Source organism: Capnocytophaga sp. oral taxon 332 str. F0381 (assembly GCF_000318275.2).
In the GTDB taxonomy this organism is placed as follows: Bacteria; Bacteroidota; Bacteroidia; order Flavobacteriales; family Flavobacteriaceae; genus Capnocytophaga; species Capnocytophaga bilenii.
This window is the reverse complement of sequence record NZ_KB291300.1, coordinates 15292-37203: the sequence shown is the minus strand read 5'-3', so window position 1 is coordinate 37203 and position 21912 is coordinate 15292. Positions and strand designations below refer to the sequence as shown.

At 40.9% G+C, this 21912-nt stretch carries 9 protein-coding genes; 8 read left to right on the top strand and 1 reads right to left on the bottom strand.

From position 1 onward, the window contains the following. The first annotated feature begins 182 nt into the window (after positions 1 to 182). From HMPREF9075_RS05625 to HMPREF9075_RS05595, 7 genes are all read left to right on the top strand, one after another. Positions 183 to 2969 (top strand): 2-oxoglutarate dehydrogenase E1 component, encoded by a 2787-nt coding sequence (locus HMPREF9075_RS05625; protein ID WP_034556985.1) that lies wholly within the window; start codon positions 183 to 185, stop codon positions 2967 to 2969. Positions 2970 to 3002: 33 nt separating this feature from the next. Next, positions 3003 to 4247 carry a 2-oxoglutarate dehydrogenase complex dihydrolipoyllysine-residue succinyltransferase gene (odhB, locus tag HMPREF9075_RS05620; RefSeq protein ID WP_009415518.1) on the top strand — a complete coding sequence of 415 codons (1245 nt, stop codon included), beginning with the start codon at positions 3003 to 3005 and terminating at the stop codon, positions 4245 to 4247. A gap of 350 nt (positions 4248 to 4597) precedes the next feature. Further along, entirely contained in the window at positions 4598 to 4756 is a 159-nt protein-coding gene (rpmH, locus tag HMPREF9075_RS12835; RefSeq protein ID WP_002669412.1) for a 50S ribosomal protein L34, read from the top strand. A gap of 94 nt (positions 4757 to 4850) precedes the next feature. Further along, positions 4851 to 5612: an MBL fold metallo-hydrolase gene (locus tag HMPREF9075_RS05610; protein ID WP_009415515.1), complete on the top strand. Its 762-nt coding sequence runs from the start codon at positions 4851 to 4853 to the stop codon at positions 5610 to 5612. A 69-nt stretch (positions 5613 to 5681) separates the two neighbouring features. Further along, positions 5682 to 6182, top strand: coding sequence for a lipocalin family protein (locus tag HMPREF9075_RS05605; protein ID WP_009415514.1), 501 nt, complete (start codon positions 5682 to 5684; stop codon positions 6180 to 6182). Positions 6183 to 6198: 16 nt separating this feature from the next. Then, entirely contained in the window at positions 6199 to 6888 is a 690-nt protein-coding gene (locus HMPREF9075_RS05600) for an OmpA family protein (protein WP_009415513.1), read from the top strand. Positions 6889 to 6975: 87 nt separating this feature from the next. Further along, on the top strand, positions 6976 to 8226 hold the full coding sequence (locus HMPREF9075_RS05595) for an aspartate kinase (protein WP_009415512.1): 1251 nt from the start codon (positions 6976 to 6978) through the stop codon (positions 8224 to 8226). 56 nt (positions 8227 to 8282) lie between these two features. Here the strand turns inward: HMPREF9075_RS05595 and HMPREF9075_RS05590 are convergent, their stop codons facing one another. Beyond that, complete coding sequence (locus HMPREF9075_RS05590) at positions 8283 to 9464, bottom strand: aminopeptidase C (RefSeq protein ID WP_009415511.1); 1182 nt, start codon at positions 9462 to 9464, stop codon at positions 8283 to 8285. Between the two features lie 415 nt (positions 9465 to 9879). On the opposite strand from HMPREF9075_RS05590, the gene HMPREF9075_RS05585 reads away from it, so the two are divergent. Then, entirely contained in the window at positions 9880 to 21858 is an 11979-nt protein-coding gene (locus HMPREF9075_RS05585; protein WP_034556983.1) for a T9SS type B sorting domain-containing protein, read from the top strand. Positions 21859 to 21912 lie beyond the last annotated feature (54 nt).

Genomic DNA, 21912 nt, shown 5'->3' with positions numbered 1-21912 from the left:
GAGAAATCACTCGCTGGTTTTTTTGTTGGGGGATAGTGCTGTGTGTTTGTTGTTGGGGATTGAGTTGATTATTAGAGCTTTAAAAAATATTTATAAATTTTTTAAAATAAAACTTGCTTTATTCAAAAGAAAATGATACCTTTGCCACAATTAACGAAACACAAACGAAAAAATTACTTTTTATGGATAAGTATTCTTTTTTGAATGCCGCAAGTACGGCTTTCTTTGGTGATTTGTACGACAAATATTTAGAAAATCCCGATGCCATAGAGCCCAGCTGGCGTGCCTTTTTTCAGGGTTTTGATTTTGGTCAGGAGCAATACGGCTCTTCAATAGAAGAAGCGGTACCCGTAATGGTTCAGCAAGTGGTAAACAATGACGCTGCAGCCACATCGGGACTTTCAGAAAAAGTAAAAAAAGAATTTGGAGTACTGAACCTTATCAATGCCTATCGCACTTATGGGCATTTGCACGCACAAATTAGCCCTTTGAGTGAAAGGGAATCCTTATTACCAAGCTTATCGCTTGAGAATTTTGGGCTATCATCTAATGATTTGGCTATAGTATTTGATGCTGCCAGCGAGATAGGTTTACCCCCTTCACCGCTCAGTACTATTGTAAATACACTTAAAGCTACTTACTGCCAATCAGTAGGTGTAGAATATCAGTATATACGCGATGAACAAGTGCGCAAATGGTTTGATAAACGTTTGCAGCAGCACAATAATACAACACAACTTAGCAAAGAGCAGAAATTACACCTACTAAAAAAACTAAATGAAGCTACTTCGTTTGAAAACTTTTTGCATACTAAATACGTAGGGCAAAAGCGTTTTTCATTGGAAGGTAATGATTCACTTGTAGCAGGGCTTGACTTTTTGGTAGAAGCTGCAGCCGATAAAGGTGTTACACATTTAGTGTTGGGTATGGCGCACCGCGGGCGCTTGAATGTTTTGGCAAACGTATTTGGTAAAAATCCGCAGGATATATTCTCGGAATTTGACGGTAAAGACTACGAGATGGACGATTGGTTTGACGGCGATGTGAAATATCACTTAGGTATTAGCAGCGAGCGCGTTACACAATCAGGTAAAAAAGTAGATATGAATTTAGTGCCCAACCCTTCACACCTTGAAACTGTAGCTGCAGTAGTGGGGGGGATTATGCGAGCTAAACAAGATCATTATTGCCAAGATGACAATCGCAAAGGGCTGCCGATTATTATTCACGGCGATGCTGCTGTATCGGGGCAAGGTATAGTGTATGAAACTGTACAAATGTGTGGTTTACCAGGGTTTACTACAGCGGGAACTATCCATATAGTGGTGAATAACCAAGTAGGCTTTACTACTAATTATACTGATTCCCGCTCTTCATTGTATTGTACTGATATTGCTAAAGTGAATGATTCGCCTGTATTGCACGTAAATGCTGATGATGCCGAAGCTGTAGTACATACATTCTTGTTAGCCTTAGAATATCGTCAGCACTTTGGAAAAGATGTATATATAGACTTGGTAGGCTACCGAAAATACGGTCATAACGAAGGTGATGAGCCTCGTTTTACGCAACCTAAAATGTATAAAACGATAGGCAAACACGATAATCCACGTAACATATACGCTCAAAAACTTATCGCTGAAGGGGTTGTGAACCAAGCAGCACTTACAGCGATGGAAAATAACTATAAGGCAAAGTTAGACAATGATTTAGAAACTTCGCGTAAAGAGCCGCTTACTGTTATTAAGCCTTTTATGCAAACAGAATGGCAGGGCTTTGAATTGGCAAATCCTGAAACAATGCTTAAAAAGGTAAATACCCAAATAAGCAAAGAAACACTTACCGAAATAGCTACCTTGCTTACTGAACTTCCTGAAGGTAAAAACTTTATGAATAAAGTGAAAAAAGTAGTTGCTGACAGAAAAGAAGGGTTCTTTGAAAACAATCATATTGATTGGGGTATGGCAGAGCTTTTGGCTTATGGTTCGCTTTTGGCAGAAGGTTTTGATGTACGACTAACAGGTGAAGATGTGCAACGAGGTACATTCTCTCACCGACACGTGGTAGTAAAAACAGATGATACTGAAGAGGCTCACAACTTTTTACATCAATTGAAAAAGAAAGATAGCTTAGCAAAAGGTAACTTCTATATATACAACTCATTGTTATCGGAATATGGGGTATTAGGCTACGAATATGGTTATGCGATGGCGAGCCCTAATACGCTTACTATCTGGGAGGCTCAGTTTGGAGACTTTTCTAACGGAGCGCAGATAATGCTTGACCAATATATTTCGTGTGGTGAAGACAAATGGAAAGTACAAGACGGGCTTGTGATGTTGTTGCCTCACGGTTATGAAGGACAGGGAGCTGAACACTCATCGGCACGTATTGAGCGTTATTTGCAATTGTGTGCTGAAAATAATATGTATGTGACCAACTGTACTACACCTGCAAACTTTTTCCATCTTTTGCGCCGACAGATGATTACTAACTTCCGCAAGCCGCTAGTTGTATTTACGCCTAAGAGCTTGTTGCGCCACCCCCAAGTAATCTCTACAGTAGAGGACTTGGCTACAGGGCAGTTTGAAGAGGTATTAAAAGACCCAGTGGTAGCAGCTGAAAAAGTAAAACGTGTGGTATTTTGTTCGGGGCGTTTTTATTACGACCTTTATGCTGAACGTGAAAAATTAGGCAGAGAAGATGTAGCATTGGTGCGTATAGAGCAACTTTTCCCATTGCCTGTGGCACAGTTACAAGAAGTGATAGCACTTTATGCAAATGCAACAGAGTATATATGGGCACAAGAAGAACCTAAAAATATGGGTGCTTACGGCTATATGCTTATGAATTTTGATTTAGTGAAATGGCGTTATGTAGGTACACCTGCTTATGCAGCACCAGCTTCGGGTAGCCACACACGCGATCGCAAACGACACAATGCAGTGATAGCAAAAGTATTTGAATAGGATAAACTAACAACTAAATAATAAAGAAAGACTATGTTGGAAATGAAAGTTCCCTCACCAGGTGAGTCGATTACAGAAGTAGAAATAGCTCGTTGGTTAGTACAAACGGGTGATTATGTAGAAAAAGACCAAGCGATAGCAGAGGTAGATTCTGATAAAGCTACTCTTGAGCTACCAGCTGAAGCTGCAGGAGTTATTACATTACAAGCTGAAGAAGGCGAAGCTGTAAAAGTAGGGCAAGTAGTATGCTTGATAGATACAGCAGCACCTAAACCCGCAGGAGGTAGTGCCCCAGCTGCAGCTGCACCAGCCCCAGCTCCTGCTCCTGTAGCAGCTCCGGCACCTGCCCCAGCCCCAGTAGCAGCACCTGCATCAGCCCCAGCACCTGCTTCGGCACCAGCAGGAGGACATCCAAGTCCTGCGGCACGTAAGATATTGGAAGAACGAGAAATTCCAGCATCATCAGTAGTGGGTAGTGGCAAAGGAGGACGTATTACTAAAAATGATGCTGTTATAGCGTCAAAACCTTCAATGGGTACTCCTACAGGAGGCGCAAGAGCCGAAGTACGCTCTAAAATGAGTATGTTGCGCCGCAAAGTAGCAGAGCGTTTGGTAAGTGCTAAAAATGAAACAGCAATGCTTACTACGTTTAACGAGGTGGATATGACTACTATTTATGCACTTAGAGCACAATACAAAGATGCTTTTAAAGCTAAACACAATGTGAGTCTTGGCTTTATGTCATTCTTTACGCTAGCTGTAGTGCGTGCATTAAAACTCTTCCCCGATGTAAATTCAATGATTGATGGGCAAGAAAAGGTTACTTATCAGTATTACGATATTTCAATAGCGGTATCGGGTCCTAAAGGTTTGATGGTGCCTGTAATACGCAATGCCGAAAACTTGTCATTCAGAGGTGTAGAAGCTGAAGTAAAACGCTTAGCACTACGTGCCCGTGACGGACAAATTACGGTAGATGAGATGACGGGAGGTACTTTTACCATTACTAATGGAGGTGTATTTGGTTCTATGCTTTCTACCCCTATTATCAACCCACCTCAATCAGGTATTTTGGGAATGCACAATATTGTAGATCGTGCGATAGTGCGTGATGGCAAAATAGTTGTAGCGCCTGTAATGTACGTAGCGCTTTCATATGATCACCGCATTATAGATGGTCGCGAATCAGTAGGATTCTTGGTAGCTGTAAAAGAAGCTTTAGAAAACCCTGTAGAACTACTGATGAATGGCAATCCTGCTCAAGCTTTAGAGTTGTAGGATAATTTTACTTATATACTTTGCCAAAGGTTATCGCCTATGTACGACCTTTGGCAAAGTTTTATTGCCCGTGCGGTTCGTACCTTTTCTAAAGTTGAATACAAAAATTCTCCTTTATTTTTAATAGTAAATAACAAATATAGAAAGAAAAATATCATAAAAAATAAAGTGTTGTTTTTCAATATAAGTATTTGTACTACAATGAATTATTCTGTGATTATCATTAATAATTCAAGTAATAGGAGAAAAAATATTTTGTTATTCAAAAAAAAATATGTACTTTTGCGCTCGCTATTGATAAAATAGAGAGATAATTATTATTTTAATAAGATTTTAAAGATTTACAAGCAATGAAAAGAACATTTCAACCTTCTAAGAGAAAAAGAAGAAATAAACACGGTTTCAGAGAGCGTATGGCGACTGCCAATGGTAGAAAAGTATTAGCACGCCGCAGAGCAAAGGGGCGCAAAAAGCTAACAGTTTCATCAGAACCACGACATAAAAAATAAACCTTTTTTTTAAGGTAATAGAATAAGTAACAGATAAAGAGTATAGAAGGTATTTTGCTCATTATCTGTTACTTGTTGCTTAATATACTATACAATGAAGATTACATTTCTTGGTACGGGAACTTCGCAGGGGGTACCTGTGATAGGTAGTAATCACCCTGTGAGTAGGAGTACTAATACAAAGGATAAGCGCTTGCGCACTTCTGCACTTATCAGCTGGGGCAACACTAATATAGCAATTGATTGCAGTCCTGATTTTAGGCAACAGATGTTACGCAATGATGTGAAACATTTGGAGGCAATTTTATTTACTCACGAACACGCAGACCATACGGCAGGCTTAGACGACATACGTCCTTTTGTTTATCATCAAGGTGATATGCCTATTTATGGATTGAAACGTGTGATAAATGAATTGAGAACACGTTTTGCTTATATATTTGCTACTGAAAATAGGTATGAAGGTGCGCCCTCAGTAATTGTTAATGAGGTATCTACAGCACCTTTTGAGTTGCAAGGTAAGACGATTGTTCCCATTGCGGTACAACACGGAAAACTTCCTATATTGGGTTATCGGATCGAGAATTTGGCTTATATTACAGATGCTAAATATATAGCTGATAGTGAGCTTGAGAAGCTAAAGGGCTTAGATGTGTTGGTACTGAATTGTTTGCGTGATGAGATGCACCCTACACATCTTAATTTGGATGAGGCACTTGCTATTATAGCAGTATTAAAACCTAAACACACCTATTTTACGCATATTAGTCAGACGTTTGGGTTTCACGATGAAGTACAACGCAGGCTGCCTGAAAATGTGTATTTAGCCTATGACGATTTGGTGGTAGAGTGTTAATGTTTAGTTAATTATTATGTAGTTATATCAAAAAGCAGTAACTTTGCGGCGGATTAAATTACATTGAAAATGAGAAAAATTACTTTTCTGATGCTAATGCTTGCATTGGTAACAGCTTGCAAAAGTGGGCAAAGTACAAGCTCAATGACCGCAAAGCCTAAAGAAACTAACATTGCTAATAAGGCAATTAAAGGTGAATGGACTTTGAAGTCTATCACATACAGTGAAAAAGGTAAATTTGAAGTTACCTTACTAAATGATACTTCAAAAGAATGTTTTGAAGGTAGCACTTGGAAGTTTGTGCCTAATAACAATCGTGGACATTATACAATTAATGCTTCAGATTGTTCAACAGGGCAAAGGAACTTTGTTTTCTTTGTACAAGAAGTAGATAAATCTACTGGCTATTACGATTTTATGTTGAAGCCTACAAATGAGAAGTATGAATCGAGCAGTAACCAAGGGTTGCGCATTCACTTAGCGAGCCTATCGGAAGATACTATGGTGTGGGAACAAACCGTAAGATTGGATGGGAAACCTTTTGTTATCACAATGAATTTTGTAAAATAATTAATTTATAGAAGAAATGAAGAGAATTGCAGTTTTAGTAATGTCAGCAGCCATATTATTGGTGAGCTGCGAGGCTTATAACAACACTAACAAGGCACAACGTGGTGCAGTAATAGGAGCTGCGGGTGGTGCGCTTTTAGGAGCTATATTGGGTAACAATGTAGGTAGCGGGCAAAATAGTGAGCTTGGTGCTGTACTTGGTACAGTAGTGGGTGGTGCTGCAGGGGCTGTTATTGGTCACCAAATGGACAAACAAGCTAAAAAAATAGAAGAAGAAATACCTGGAGCTGAAGTAAAACGAGTAGACGATGGTATTGTGGTTACATTTGATGAAAATAGTGGTGTGTATTTTGCTACAGCTAAGCACGATATTAATGCTAAATCAAAAGAAACTCTTGATAAATTGGTAGCAATATTAAAAGAATACCCTGAAACTAATGTACTTGTAGCAGGTTATACAGATAGCGTAGGTAAAGACCAATACAACTTAGGTCTTTCACAACGCCGTGCACAAGCTGTTACTAATTACTTTACAAGTGCAGGCTTGGCAGCGAGCCGCTTTACTACTAAATGGTATGGTAAGGCAAACCCTGTAGCTGATAACGCTACTCCTGAAGGTCGTGCTAAAAACCGCCGTGTGAACGTAGTAATCGTTCCTAATGAGAAGATGAAAGCTGATGCTGAAAAAGAAGCAGCTAATAAATAAATTGCTTTGTTTGAATAGATAAAGCGTTGGAGCAATAGGCTCTGACGCTTTATTTTTGTCTTAATAAGATGTTATATAATAAGAAATATGCAGATATTTAAATTTGGAGGTGCTTCAGTAAAAGATGCTGCTGGAGTGCGTAATGTAGCTAAAATATTAGAAACCGTAGGCTATGCCCATACACTCATCGTTATTTCGGCTATGGGAAAGACTACTAATGCCTTGGAGCTCGTAGTAAATAATTATTTTAAAGACCCAAAAAAACTTGCAGAAAGCATTGCCGTAGTAAAAGACTTTCACTACCATATTATCCGTGAGCTCTTTGCTGATGAAAACCACCCCGTATATTGGAAAGTAGATGGGCTATTTGCTGAACTCACCTCGTTTTTAGAACGCAATAAATCGCCGAAACACAGTTTTGTATACGATCAGGTGATATGTTTTGGGGAGTTGATTTCTACTACTATTATTAGTCAGTATTTAAATGATAACGGCATAAAGAATACTTGGATAGATGTGCGTAACCTCGTAAAGACCGATAGCAACTATCGCGATGCAGCTATCAACTGGGACGAAACACAGACTAATATCACTACACACATCAATAAATCACTATTGAATATTACGCAAGGTTTTTTGGGTAGCGATGCCAACTTCTTTACAACTACTTTAGGACGTGAAGGTTCGGACTATACTGCTGCTATTTTTGCCTATTGCTTAGATGCTGAAAGCGTAACTATTTGGAAAGATGTTCCTGGTGTGCTCAATGCTGACCCTCGTTATTTTCAGGATACGCAGCTATTGCATAAAATTCCCTATAGCGAAGCAATAGAGTTGGCTTTTTATGGAGCTTCGGTAATTCACCCCAAAACCTTACAACCCTTACAGCAAAAAGAAATTCCCCTTTATGTACGTTCTTTTGTAAACCCTACAGCAGAGGGAAGTGCAGTGTGTAATGTCCCCGAATTAGACCCCAAAGTACCTTGTTTTATACTCAAGCAGCAGCAAGTGTTGTTATCATTATCTTCACGTGATTTTTCATTTATAATGGAAGAAGGTATTAGCTATATATTCAACAGCTTGCATAAAGCTCAAATGAAAGTGAGTGTGATACAAAATACAGCTATTAGCTTTTCGGTGTGTGTAGATAACAAGTTTGATACCCTCCCGATGCTCTTAGAGCTTTTGGAAGAACGTTTTAAGGTATCAGTAACTGAAAATGTAACCCTATTTACCATTAGGCACGCTACAGAAGCAGCTGTAAATAAAGTAATAGACCAAAAAGAAGTACTTTTGCAGCAAGTAGCTGCTAATACTGTACAAGTAGTAGTAAAATAGATGAAAAAAAAAGAGCTAAAGTAGTTACAATTGCTACTTTAGCTCTTTTTTTAGCCTTATTTTTTCCAATTCTTCAATATTTCGGAAGGAACACCTCCTTTGTGTAGCATAATAGCTGTAGTTTTAAACTGTACAAATGCTTTAGTAACGTACAAATACCCCTGATAGTCATTGCGAGTGCCCCAAGAGTTTTTAACAATGTAGTACTCACGATTGTTTTGGTCTTTTGCCAGCCCTACAATGTGCATAGCGTGGTCATCAGTAGTTTCGTAGTTATCAAAATCACGCTGACGCATTTCGGGTGTTATAGTTAGTTCATTGGTAGGCGGATTAGAAAATAAGCTTATACTTTCCTCATATGACATTGTATTCACATCTTTTTCAGGAACAAAAGCCACTCCGTTTTGCCAACTAAAATAACGTTCGCTCACATCAGAAGCCCACGCTACTGTATACCCTTTTTGGAGTGCATTATCTATCGTCTTAGTAATATCTGTCATAGCGATATTATAAGCGTGGTCATAACTCCAGTTATCAGGGACAGCCATAAAAACATTCTTGTAAAGAGGCTGGTCGTTATATGAAACCATCTCTATATAATCATCGGGGTTGATACCTACGCGTTCTTTAGCAAATGATAAGGGAGTGTATTTTTTACCTTCGTAGGTAAAGCTTTCAGGAGCAGCACCCAAGTAAGCATCTATTGTTGCCGTAAAAGCTGCAAGCCAGTTGGGTGTAAGTTTTTTTACCTTTTCACGTTTTACTAGTCCTTCCAAGAACCCTTTCAAAATAGGGTGCAATTCTGAAAAATCATTGCGATTAGAGCCGTATTGCAGTCCTGAATACACCTGTTGTGGCACTGCTCCATATTTGGCGTAACTATTGATAACATCGTGCAGTTCGCCTCCTTGCCCATAGTCTAAATATCCGTGCATACGCACATATTGTTTTGCTTTTTCTATATAGATATTGCGAGCGGTAAAAATTTCCGCAAGGTCTATAGGCTTTTTACCCATACGAATCATTTCGCTTTCAAGAAAAGAAGCACCTGCATAGCTCCAGCAAGTACCGCTACTGCCTTGGTCTTTCACGTCTGAGCGTTCCAAGTTGATAACTGTAGTAAATTTAAAGCCAGCGTTGTTAGAGCGGTTAGCAGCTACCGCATTGATCAGGTCATCTTGAGCTGAAACACTGAAGCTAAGCGCAGCAAAAGCCGCAAAAAGAGTTAATTTCTTCATTGAAAAATAGTTTAAAAGTTTGTAGGCGCAAAGATACAAAATAATGTTTAATAATCAATCATTAATGATTAATCCAAACCGATGAGCACAACCAAGCCTATTTAAAAACTATCGGATCACATCTATTTTACCGAACCTTAAGCGAAGGAAAAATACAACTTTGTGACACTTCCAAAATTTGCCTAAAAGTTATACTACACATACCAACCGTTAATTATAGTTTGTGATTTTAACAATATTTTAACTTCACTTAATTACTTAATAATAAGCTATTTACAAAATGAAACCCTGAAAACAGAGACAATAAGCTGCTAAATGTTTTTTTAAAAAGAAAATTATTTCTACTTTTGTGGCATTAATTGTATGGGTAAATAATGTGTGGAATAATTTACTACATAACTTTAGTATATTAGCAATGAAAAAGTTTCTAACAGCAATTACATTCTTATGGTTCACTGCGGCGGCTCTTGCCCAGTGTATAAATGTGCAGATAACCCCCATAAAAGGGAACTGCCATAACGACAACCAAATAAAGGTAGTAGCCAAAGCGATGCTTGTAAATGGGCAACAGCCTTCTATATGCCAAGCTACGCCCTCTAGCGGTAAGTTTACCGTAGAGATTGAGGGGGATGGAGCGAGTGGTATTTATAGGATGAGCCCCAGCCCAGTGGCAAATATTAACGCTTCAGCAGAATATACTTTTTACAATCTTTTTATTGGAAAGTATAAAATTACGGTACGTGATGAGATAACAGGTACGTTTGAAGAGCGCGAAGTAGATACTGAATCTAACTACCAGCTGATGAACTTTAGCAATATGGAGGCGATAGCGCCTACTTGTAATGAACCTAACACAGGAGGGATACGTTTTCGTATTCCCTCAGGTGGTATAGGTCCTTTTGAGGTGAGTATATTAGATATGAGCCGCAATGTGATTGTACCTGTGCAGGAATTTCCGCGCCCTACAGGGAGCAATTATATAGAAGTGCGCGGTGATAATGCCCACCCGCTACCTGTGAATAAACAGTTTATCTTGCAAGTGCACGACAAAACCAATACAGGCAACCCCAATTGTGGGGAAACGCGCCGTTTTCCTAGTTTGCAGATACCTTCTTCAGCTCTTTATACCGTTAATTGTATAGGTATAAAGACTTATGCGCGTTATCTGATTAAAAGAAATGATAATTGTAATTATGGAACGCTTACAATGTACCTGATAAGACCGGAAGATGGAAAGACATTGGGGTATATGATAGATGATATGACCTCGCTTCAGGATTTTTTTAAGCGTCCTGGTACAGCTGTTTTAAAGTTTTTAAACTCATCTAAACCTGCAGTAGATTTTTCATCAAGTTTTTCTGCTCATAATGGTGATCATCCTTATTATGCCGTTTATAGAGCAACGGATTTGAATATAGCATCTGGGGACGAGGTGGAAATCACCATTAAAGGACCTAAAAATACGATTAAGGAGCGTATAAAATTTGACAATCAAATTATTCCAGCACCAACAATTTCTATCTATAATAATTCTCAAAATTATACTCATTATAGTGTTAATAATTGTGCGGTAGTTTCTTCTACAACAAAATATTTGAGAACTTACGATGGTTCTAATACAGGAAGAAGTGCTTCCTATTCAGACCTTAATACAGGTGAAAATAGAGATTTTGAATGGGTTGGTGAATGGACGAACGGTTATGGTAATTTAACTTTACAGCGAAAAGTGGGGAGCAATTGGGTAGATGAACCTGATCAAAGTACTCCTTCTGTAGCAGGGGCTACCTATCGTTATATTTATAAAACAACTCCTCCTGGCTGTAACCCTTTGGTTTCGCCAGAAATAGTAATTGATTATCCTCCGCATAGTCATAATACTATCCCTACCCTCAATCATATAGATAAGGTGTGGGATTATATGAAAATAGGCTACGGGGTTATGGAAGGAACAGGAGCTATCAATATAGAACATTATCAAGCTTATCCTGCTTTTCCTATACGATATAAGATAATGCCAGCAGATGGCTCTACTACTATTACATATCAAGGGTATCCAGGGTTTTATGAAACCCAAACCCGTACCATCTCTTTCCCTATCATCTTCGATTCGGATTTAAACCCTGCGACAGGAGGAGGAAAATATTGGTATTATCACGGTGGTAGAACTCGTATGACAGTAACTAGTTTGCCATCGGGTAACTATATTATAGTAGCAAGTGATGCTTGTGGGCGTACTTCTACTCGTACGGTAAGTTTGCCTGCTACTCACTATAATCCTAAATTTGAAATTAAGAGAGATTGTGAGGTAGGGAAAGCTATCTTCCATATGGGAAGTGCCGTTTATAGTGATACAAGTATTCGCCATCAACTGCAAAAGAAACGCGAAGACCAATGGGGTAATATACATTGGGATAATGTGAATGGAGCTTTAGTTACAGGATTTAAAGGAGAGTTTCCTAACCTATTACCAGGTGATTACCGTATAACAAGTAGTGGTTATTACTATAATGCATTTTATAATGGTAGTCCCTTGCCAGATGCAACAGACCACGCAGAACCTAGAAGCTATTGGAGTAGTTATACTTATTATAAACACTTTACGATAAAACCATTGGAGAAATTAAAGCCAGTGGTGAATCCTATTGTTTGTAACGAAAATGCCAATACGGGTATGGTAGCGGTAGACGTTACAGGGCAGGAGGTATTCTTCCCGTTGGAGTTTTACCTCTATCGTCTTAGTACAGCAACGGCTACTACAGGTTCACTCGTGAAGAAAGTTACTTTCCAAGAAAGTGATAATACCTATCACTATTTGTTTGATAACTTAACTTCAGGTTATTATAGGGTAGTAGTTTCGCATCGTTGTAACGATTCGCCAGCAACCAATTTCAATTTGGATATAGATGCGGCTTTTGATCCATTCTTGGTGATGGATAGACCTGTACCTTTCTGTAAAGGCAACGAAGCGCGTATCAAATTGGGAGTATCGGATAAGATATTCAACATTAATTGGTATCGTTTGGATAGCAATGGCAATAAGAATCCATCTACGCCTATTAAAACAGGACAGTCGTTCTGGGAGCCAATTCAAGAAACCACCTCATATATGGCAGAGTATAGTTTGAATCCGAACTTGGGCTGTACTAATAATAGAGTATATACCAAATCGGCAACTATTGTGATGCCTCCAGAGGATGAGCCACCATTCTTTAAGCAGCCTTGTCCTGATGATATAGAAGTGACTGTAGATGCGGGACAATGCCGTAAGGCAGTGATGTGGCGTGTACCTACAGGCTACCCAACTTGTCACGGAGCAGTAACAGTGCACGGTTCGCATAATCCAGGGGACAGCTTCCCTATAGGGATTACTAGTGTAACCTATATATTACGCGACCCAGCTGGTTTGACCAATACTTGTACTTTCCACGTTATCGTAAAATCGAATGCACTGAAGCTTAATACGCAACAGCGCTATACCGATTTGGCAGGTAACACTATTACCGAATTGCAGGCTAACCAGCAATTTATATATGAATTGCGTTATAAGAATGACGGAGCAGATGCTATCAATCAGGCAACTATAGAGGTGAAATTACCTGATAGCACTACCTTATTTACTGATGGTAATCCGAACCTTACTGGTACAGGAGATAACAACTGGCAAAATCCTTACCCTATAATGACGTATAGTGCTGCTAATAAGACTTATAAGTTTGAAATAGGGGCAGAGACCTCACCAGGGGGTACACGTTATCAATCTACCTTGAAGTTGGGTGACCCAGAGCGTGTGATAAAAATACCACTTAAAACACAGGCAGATTGTGAGACCTTATTTGGTCCTTGTGCAAACTACCTACAAACAGAGCTGAAAGTTACCTACCGAGGTGGGGCAGCAGGCTGTGTGGGTGCAGAACTTGTAACTACAGGTACGCTTACAGCAACAGTAAACACATCGGGTTGTGAGCGTCAGGAGATGTCTTGTGGAACTGGACAGATAACCTTCAGGGCTATAGAGGGCTTTACTACTTATCAGTGGTATAACAGCAGTGGTATTATTTACGGGCAAAATGCATCTACTTATATAGCGCCAGGTTCTGGTATTTACAGGGTAGTGAAGACGGTATCTTGTTATGGAGAAAACCTTACAGTTACCGAGACGATTAATTACCAAACGATAACCGACACGACCGACCCAATACGAGCGCAAGCGAATAATATAGGGGTAGTATGTCCTAGTACAGGAGATTGGACAAGTCAGTTTTACTTGTGTAATGGCAATAGTAAGGTATTGCGAGTAAATTACCGCAATACGCCGTTTGAGTGGCAAGCGTGGAATGTATCTTGCAATGGACAGGCAGCGGGCTTGCAAGCAGGCTGTAGAGTAACTGATGATAACTGCTGGAGCACCATAGAGCAAGGCAGCACCTTTACTATTACCGATGAAGGGCTTTACAGAGTGAAGTTATTGAACTCAGGATGCGGACAAAGTTTCTATTTCCAAGTGATAAAGAATGGCTTGGGCGGTTCGTTTAGTGACCCACAATCCCACACCGATTACGAATTGGGTTCAGTAAAACACGAGTTCAATTCGAGTGGGGTAAGCTATAACGTAGTTATCTATAAAGATGGGGTACATTTGCGCACCGATATAGTTACTAAGACAGAAGGTAGGATAGAGAATTTGCCATCGGGTAACTACAATGTACAGGTGAGCTCGCCACAGATAGCGGGCTGTACGTTATCGTCTAACTTTACGATAGATAGAGTAGTGGGAATGCACGCAACGGCAACGTTTAACGGCTTTAAGAGCGGCTATTGCAACACAGCGAAGCTGAACTTAAAGGCAGAAGGAGGTCAGCCTACTTATAAGTTCTACGTGTGGAAGATAGACGGTGTACAACAATACCCAGACTATGCTACAGCACTAAATGATACTCCTATAGCATTGCAATTGGCCTCACAAGGCACAACAGGGGTGGATGTAGAAGTGCCGAATGTTACACAAATAGGAGAATACGAGTTTATCGCTTTTGATAGTACCAATGGACGCAAAGCCTTTAGCAATAAAGTAACGATATCGCCACCGGCACAACACACATTTGATTTAACGGTAACAGAAGAAATCAGTTGTGCGGCGCAACCTAATAGTGGGGTTATTAATATGAGCTTTGGGCCGGGCAGTCAGAATTTGAATCGTACAATAAAGTTGTTCCAATTGAAGAAAGACGGCACACGCAGTGGTACGAGTGAGTTTAGGTCGAGTCCAGCGGGGTTATTTACCAGTTTGCCAGCAGGCACTTATGAGATAGAGATGACCTCGAAGATAGCGGGCAATACTTGTAAGTACATCAAGAAGCCAGTGGTGATATTAGCGCCACAATCACCTTTGCGAGGTTATGCAGGAGTGGTAGCTGATCGCTCTTGTGATACACAAAACAACCAGTATAAGGTAGCCATCAATAACGTATCGGGCGGTAAAGCACCTTATAAATATAGTTTTGATGGAGAGAATACTTATGTGAATGAGAATGTAGGTTTTGTGAGTGCATCGGGCAATGTATATGTAAAAGATGACAAAGATTGTAAGCTCACCTTATCGGTAACCACTGAGATGACCGAGATACCAACGATAACGTTAAGTCCGGTATCGTATCGTTGTGATAATGGCTACGGAGCAGTAACCATTACGATAAGTGCCAACAGCTCGCAAACTTATGAATATATATTGGATGGCAGTGCGACAATTACCTTAAGTGGCGATAAGATTTTCCGTACTTTATCACCAGGGGTACATAGCTTTACACTATTCTATCGTCCGAGTGATTCACAAACAACGCCTAATGTATTGTTTGAAGAAGATTTTGGTACCCTTGATAGCAATGACTGTTTAGGAACAAATACAGGCTTGGTATGTAACAACAGTGGCACGAACTTATTAGACGGTCAGCATGTGGTTACCCAACAAGCGCCAGCAATGACCGGTTGGACAGTACCCACCAGCACAGGACGTTATTTAGCGATAGCAGGTAACGGAGCGGGCGAAGTAGTTTATAAGCGTAAATTATCGGGAGTAACGATGAACACACCACTTACGGTGAGTGTAGATGCGATTAATATGCTTACCGGCGGCGGGGTACAACCAAGGATGAGTGTAGCCTTGTGCCGAGTGAGTGATGGAGTAGCGTTGCGCACTAAACAGTTGGGCTTTGTAACTAATAGTTGGCAAAACTTAAGTGTTACCTTTAACGAGAGTGAAGTAGCAGGCTTTACAGGCAACGAATTAGAATTGCGTTTGCTTACTAGCAGTGGTTCGTCTTATGGTATCAAAGGTAACGACTATGCGATAGACAATATAAAAGTAGAACAGCCTACCAAGTATTGTGAGATGAAGCTTACACAGCTTATCAATATAGCCGCGAATAAAGAAATGCGCGTAGAGAAATACGGCGCAGAGAAGAATGTAAGCTGTATAGATGCACAAGACGGACAAGTGCGTGTGAAAGTAATCAATGCGCCAACAAACCAAGTGAAATACGCAGTAGAATGGACATATACCACTACAACCACTTGGACACAGACGACTTTGGATGCAGATGGTGTATTTACAGTAACGGGCTTAGAGGTAAATAACAACGGACGCTTGCGCGTACAAAGTGCCGACTATCCTTCTTGTATAACCACCTTGCCATATAGCATAGGGGCACCAGCACCTATAGTACCTACAGTAACACTAATGGAGCGAGTAACTTGCTTTAGCAATGGCAAGGCGAAGATAAAAGCATCAGCCACAGGAGGTACGGGTAACTATAAATACCAAGTAGGTTTGGTAAACGGCAGCTTGGGTGCAGCGCAACCATCGGCACATACGCCAAATCCTTATGAGATAAGCTCATTGGTACCAGGTACTTATAGTTTGGTAGTGATAGATGAGAACAATTGTAAGACCAGCACAACCTTTGTAATAGCAGATAAGGCAGTGTTGTCAGCTACAGCATCACCAGAGTCGTACTGCTACAATACAGGTTCGGACAAGAAAGTATTGATAGAAGTAACTACCGGTAATGGCAATTACAAAGTGCGTAGAGTAGGGGGTAACAGCTATACGTTTGATGCAGGAGAGTTTTTATATCCTGAAGTATTACAAGCAGGTAGCCATACTTTTGTACTGACTGATGGTTTTGGTTGTATGCAAACCCTTACAACAGAGGTATATGCACCAATGGCATTGGTAGTATCACCTACAACACAACTATATGCGGCTTGTACAGCGGGTACTCAGCAGTTTGATTTATCGGTAACGGGAGGTATCTCAACGATGAGTAAAACGTTTAGCTATAGTACAGACGGAGGAGTAACCTTCACTCATATTGCTACGGCTACAACACAAGCGACACTAAATATGGCAGTGCCAGCGGGTGAAGAAACTACGGTACAATTCAGAGTAAGTTATAAACCAAACGGTACAGAATGCCGTAGAGAGCGCTTGCTTACAATTAATTACGACCCACCACGTTTCTTGGGTAGCACCTTTACCCTTACTAAGGCGATATGTGGTAATAACAATGGTTCGGTATTGATTACACCGAATGATTACTACGTAGGAACCGCTTCACACAGCTTGGTGGTGAAAGATACCAACGGAGTAGTTCAAACAGTAACGGCAATGGCAGCAGGTAACTATATAGCTTACCTTACTGATGCACGAGGCTGCGTGGCTACGAGAGCCTTTACGATAGATAAAGTAGAACAAGTGAGCGCAACAGTATCTATAACTAAACAGATGGGTTGCCAACCACAAGACAAAGCAGAGTTGACAGTATACTTACGCGGAGGAGGTAAGACACCATACTCGGTGAAGGTACTCAATACGAGCACCAATAGTGAGACTACACAAACATCTATTTCGGATAGTGCAGCTCTGCCATTTGGCAACTTAGAGTACGGCGGATATAATATCAGTATTACCGATGGCAATGGTTGTGAGGTACAATTGCAAACGGTGGTGAACCCAAGCTCAAGTGTGATGAGTATCACCTTCCCAACACCGATGGCTTGCTCACTCAACACCTATGCTGATATTAAGGCAACTAGTACAGGTACCTTTACCTCTACAACGAGGGCTTACTTTGCGATATATCGCACAGGTATCCAAAATCCACCAGCAGGTTCGGCAGCTAATTTTGTACAGACAACAAACCTTGATGGTACAACCGATGATTGGTATTTAGGAACCGCTTCGGGAACAGGGGTAGTAGCACGCGTACCTAACTTGACACCAGGGGTAAATTACACTTTTGTAACTTATAATATGACTACAGGCTGTCGTTTTGTACAGAATGCTTCGGTAGCAGCACCTACTAGTGCAACGCTTACAGGAACAATACAAGTGAAGAACGTAACCTGTGCCGATGCAAGCAATGGTACCTTTACCTTTACGTTGACAGGAGGTTGGAATACTATGGCTACCCAAATGGACTGGAAAGTATTAAGAGCTGATAATCACCAACCACCTGCTACAGCAGGAACAATTACAGGTAATTTTGCTTCACCTTGGACAACCCCTCGATTTGTGAATGCGCAATTGCCAGCAGGTAAGTATTACTTACAAATTACCCAATATGTAAGTGGGGTAGCATCGTGTGTGAGTGCGTTTAACTTTGAGGTAAAACGTTCGCCACTACAACTCAATATGAGTACATCGGCAACAAGGAAAGCGACTTGCAACAGAAATGGACAGATGTACTTAGAGATAACAGGGGGTACGGCAACTTACACCTATGGTTATATAGATAGGAATACACCATATACACCAGCAATGGTAGCGGCAACAGTATCGGCAACGACACTTGCTTCTAAATACCTAGATATACCTGATGGTGTATGGGATGTGTATGTGAGTGACCACTATGGCTGTTTGCAATCCAGCACAGTAACCATTACTAAGTATGACACACCAAACGTGTCGACAGTAACCACACTGGCTTGTAGGGCTTACAACAATACTAATGGCAAGATACCAGTGCGTATAGACCTTAACCAAATAGGGGAAGGAGCACACTACTACAGCTTGGACGGCAGTGCGAGTGCGCCAGTGAATTGGACAATTGCTAACCAATCGTTTGAGGTAGAAGTAACGCCACTAGTAGCTCACACTATTACCATTACCGATGTGAATGGTTGTAGCACAAGTAAGACCTTTAGTACAACGGCAATCATTACAGCGACAGCTACGGTGATTAAACTTAAGACTTGTGCATCACCAACGGCAGAGGTACGAGTAGATGTATCGGGCGGTACGGGTACTTATACCTACAACTTAGAACGTTTGGACAATGGAGCGATAGCTAGTGAAACCCTCACCACAGGAGGACACTTCACAAGCACTACGGGAGGTGTAATAGTATTGGGTACTCCAACACTTACTTTGGCAGCAACGTATCGCATCAGTATTTACGATGCTGAAACTACTGATTGTCCAATAGTGAAAGAGGTAACGGTACAAGACCCTGACCCAATTAATATGAACAATGTAATAGTGAAGCCTTATCACGAAAAATGTAATAAGGGTCTCACCGCTACAGGAACAGGTTCAATAGATATAGCAATGCCATTGGATACAGATAGTTATACCTTTAGTATTACTACGGCTATAGACCTTACTACGGGTAATGCGATATCGGTAACTACTACGCCAGCGGTAGCGGGCACACACTCGGCAACGTTCAGAGAGTTGCACGGTACGCCACGTGGGGTACGTTACGACATAATGGTTAAAAACAGCACAGGCTGTGTGGCTGGAGTTACTACTATAGTTACATCGCCAGAGATGATTAGCTTTGAAGACGGAGTGATTACCGCTACACAATACTTGTGCGAGAATGGCGGCGCATTATCAGCACCTAAGGTAGTATTTGATGTAACGAAAGTGAAAGGCGGCGTACCGTCATACACCTATGAGTTTGTAGATGCAGCTACGGGAGTGAGTCTTGGTAATGGTAGTGAATACACCTTACCGAACCTTGCAGGAGGTACTTACTACGTGAAGGTGAAAGATGCATCGGGCAGTTGCGAAACTAGCACAGTGAGCGTAACGGTAGTGCCGGCGTTTGAACTTACAGGGTTAAGTGTAACGACAACAACATCGGCTACTTGTGTGGTAGATGAGGTGATATGCATTACAGTAAGCACTACGGGTTATATTGCAGGTACAGACTTGAAGTATATCGTACAAGGTACAGATAACAGTATAGCAACGATTACCACAGTGGCAAGCACTACGGTAGATATTCCTTTAGTGGGCTCTAAGAACCTAAAAGGTAGCAACTATACAGTGGAAGTAGTGAATATGCAAACGGGCTGTAACCTCACAGGGGTACACAAGGTGAAAGACCCTAATACGTTTGCTATAGAATCATCTAATGCTGTGAGAGCGGTATGTAATGATGACTATGGTAGTATTACATTATCGTTGATAGATAAAGACTTGTCTGACGGCGACCAAGCAGCAGCGGGCTTTACTTATACGATAACAGCTGTGAGTGGATTATCAACCACTACGCTAAACGCTACAGTAGCGGGTGGTACGGTAGTTACCATAACAGGACAATTAGTAGGAGGTTCATACGATATAGTAGCGACTTCGTTATCTACAGGTTGTGAGGTAGCAAAACACAGGTTTACTATCCCAGCTAACCCAGCGCCTATAGAGATAGTACGAGCACGCCAAGAAGTATCGGTAGATTGTAATAACCAAAATGCGGTAGCAAAAGTGTACTTAAAAGGCGGAGAAGGTACCTTTACGGTAACACTTACTCCAATAGGAGGAACACCAGGAGCACCAATAGTAAAAGGCGGAGAGCTTGCAACTACCAATGGTATAGCCTTTGACCCGCTTAATGCAGGTAGTTACCAGATTACTTTGGAAGACAGCTTGGGTTGTACACGCTTTACAGGTAGCAATACGGTAGATATAGATCCATATGACGCTATCAATGTAAGTAGCATCACAGTACAAGTAACCTCTATTACTTGTGTAGATGCCAACGATGGTAAGCTGAAAGTAAGCAATGTAACAGGAGGCACAAGACCTTATGCTTATAAGTTAGTACGTTTATCGGCAACGGGTACAGAACTACCATCGATAACAGAGAATGGCAACACTTATACCTTTGAAGGGATAGAGCCAGGTACTTATAGGGTAGATGTGATAGATTCGAAGAGCTGTTCGGTAACAGTGGCAGGCACATATACCTTTGCAGATCCACAACCGCTATCGGCAGATATAGACGAGTCGGCATCGCAGTTCTATACTTGTAAGGGAGAGAACGCAGGTAATGTAACTATCCACAATATAGCGGGCGGTACAGGCACTTACCACATTGATATAGTGCGTGATGACAACGACCAGAAAGTAGCAGGAGTACGAGATTTAACAGGTACAAGCTATAATTTTGCAGACTTGCCACCAATACCTGATACTACTTTCTATCGTGTGGTGATAGAAGACACGAACCATTGTGTGATGACCAAGACGGTAAGCTTTACGGTAGTACAGTTCCCTGACATCACGGTGCGTTATATAGAGCAGGAAGGTACTTGCGAGGCGAATACTAATAACTATAAAGATTACTTAGTAGTGAAGTTCTTAGCTCCAACGGTAGACTTCAGTAAGATAACTTATAGTTTGAATCATTCGGCAACCTCTACTACCTTTGTGCGTACGATAGGCAGCAATATAGGTATCATAGAGGCGTACGATAGGGAAACTGTATCACAAACGATAGAGATACAATATACTACAACGGCACCAATTTTGGGAAGCTGTACGTCTTCAAAGAGCTTTGATGTAGCGTTGCGCGTACCACTTACGCTGACTGATACGACAAGTTCGGCAACAGCTATCAATACGATAGAGGTGAAAGCTGAAGGAGGTAGGACTAATAACCTACACGGTTATACTTACTACTACAATGGTGTAGATAGAGGAGGAGATATGGTTTATACAATCAGTCATAAAGACCCAGAGCGTGTAGAGGCGAATGGATTGCGTATAAAGATAGTAAATGTAGAGGTACGCGATGCAGATGGATGTACGGCAACTTTGACTCTTGAGGTGCCATATCACGATATAGAAGTGCCGAACTTCTTTACGCCAGATGGAGATGGTGAGAATGATGAGTGGAAGCCTAAGTATTTGGATAACAACGTTAATGCCCGAATATACATCTTTGACCGCTATGGTAGGCGAATTGCTAACCTTGCACCGGGCGAAGGCTGGGACGGAACGTATGAAGGCTTGCGAATGCCATCGGGAGATTATTGGTATATAATAGAGATCAATGATGAGCTGTATGACAAGCGCCAATTCTACGGTAACTTCACTCTTTATAGGTAGAAACATTATTGTAACATACATTTTACACACTTTGGCAAAGGTTATAGGAATCGC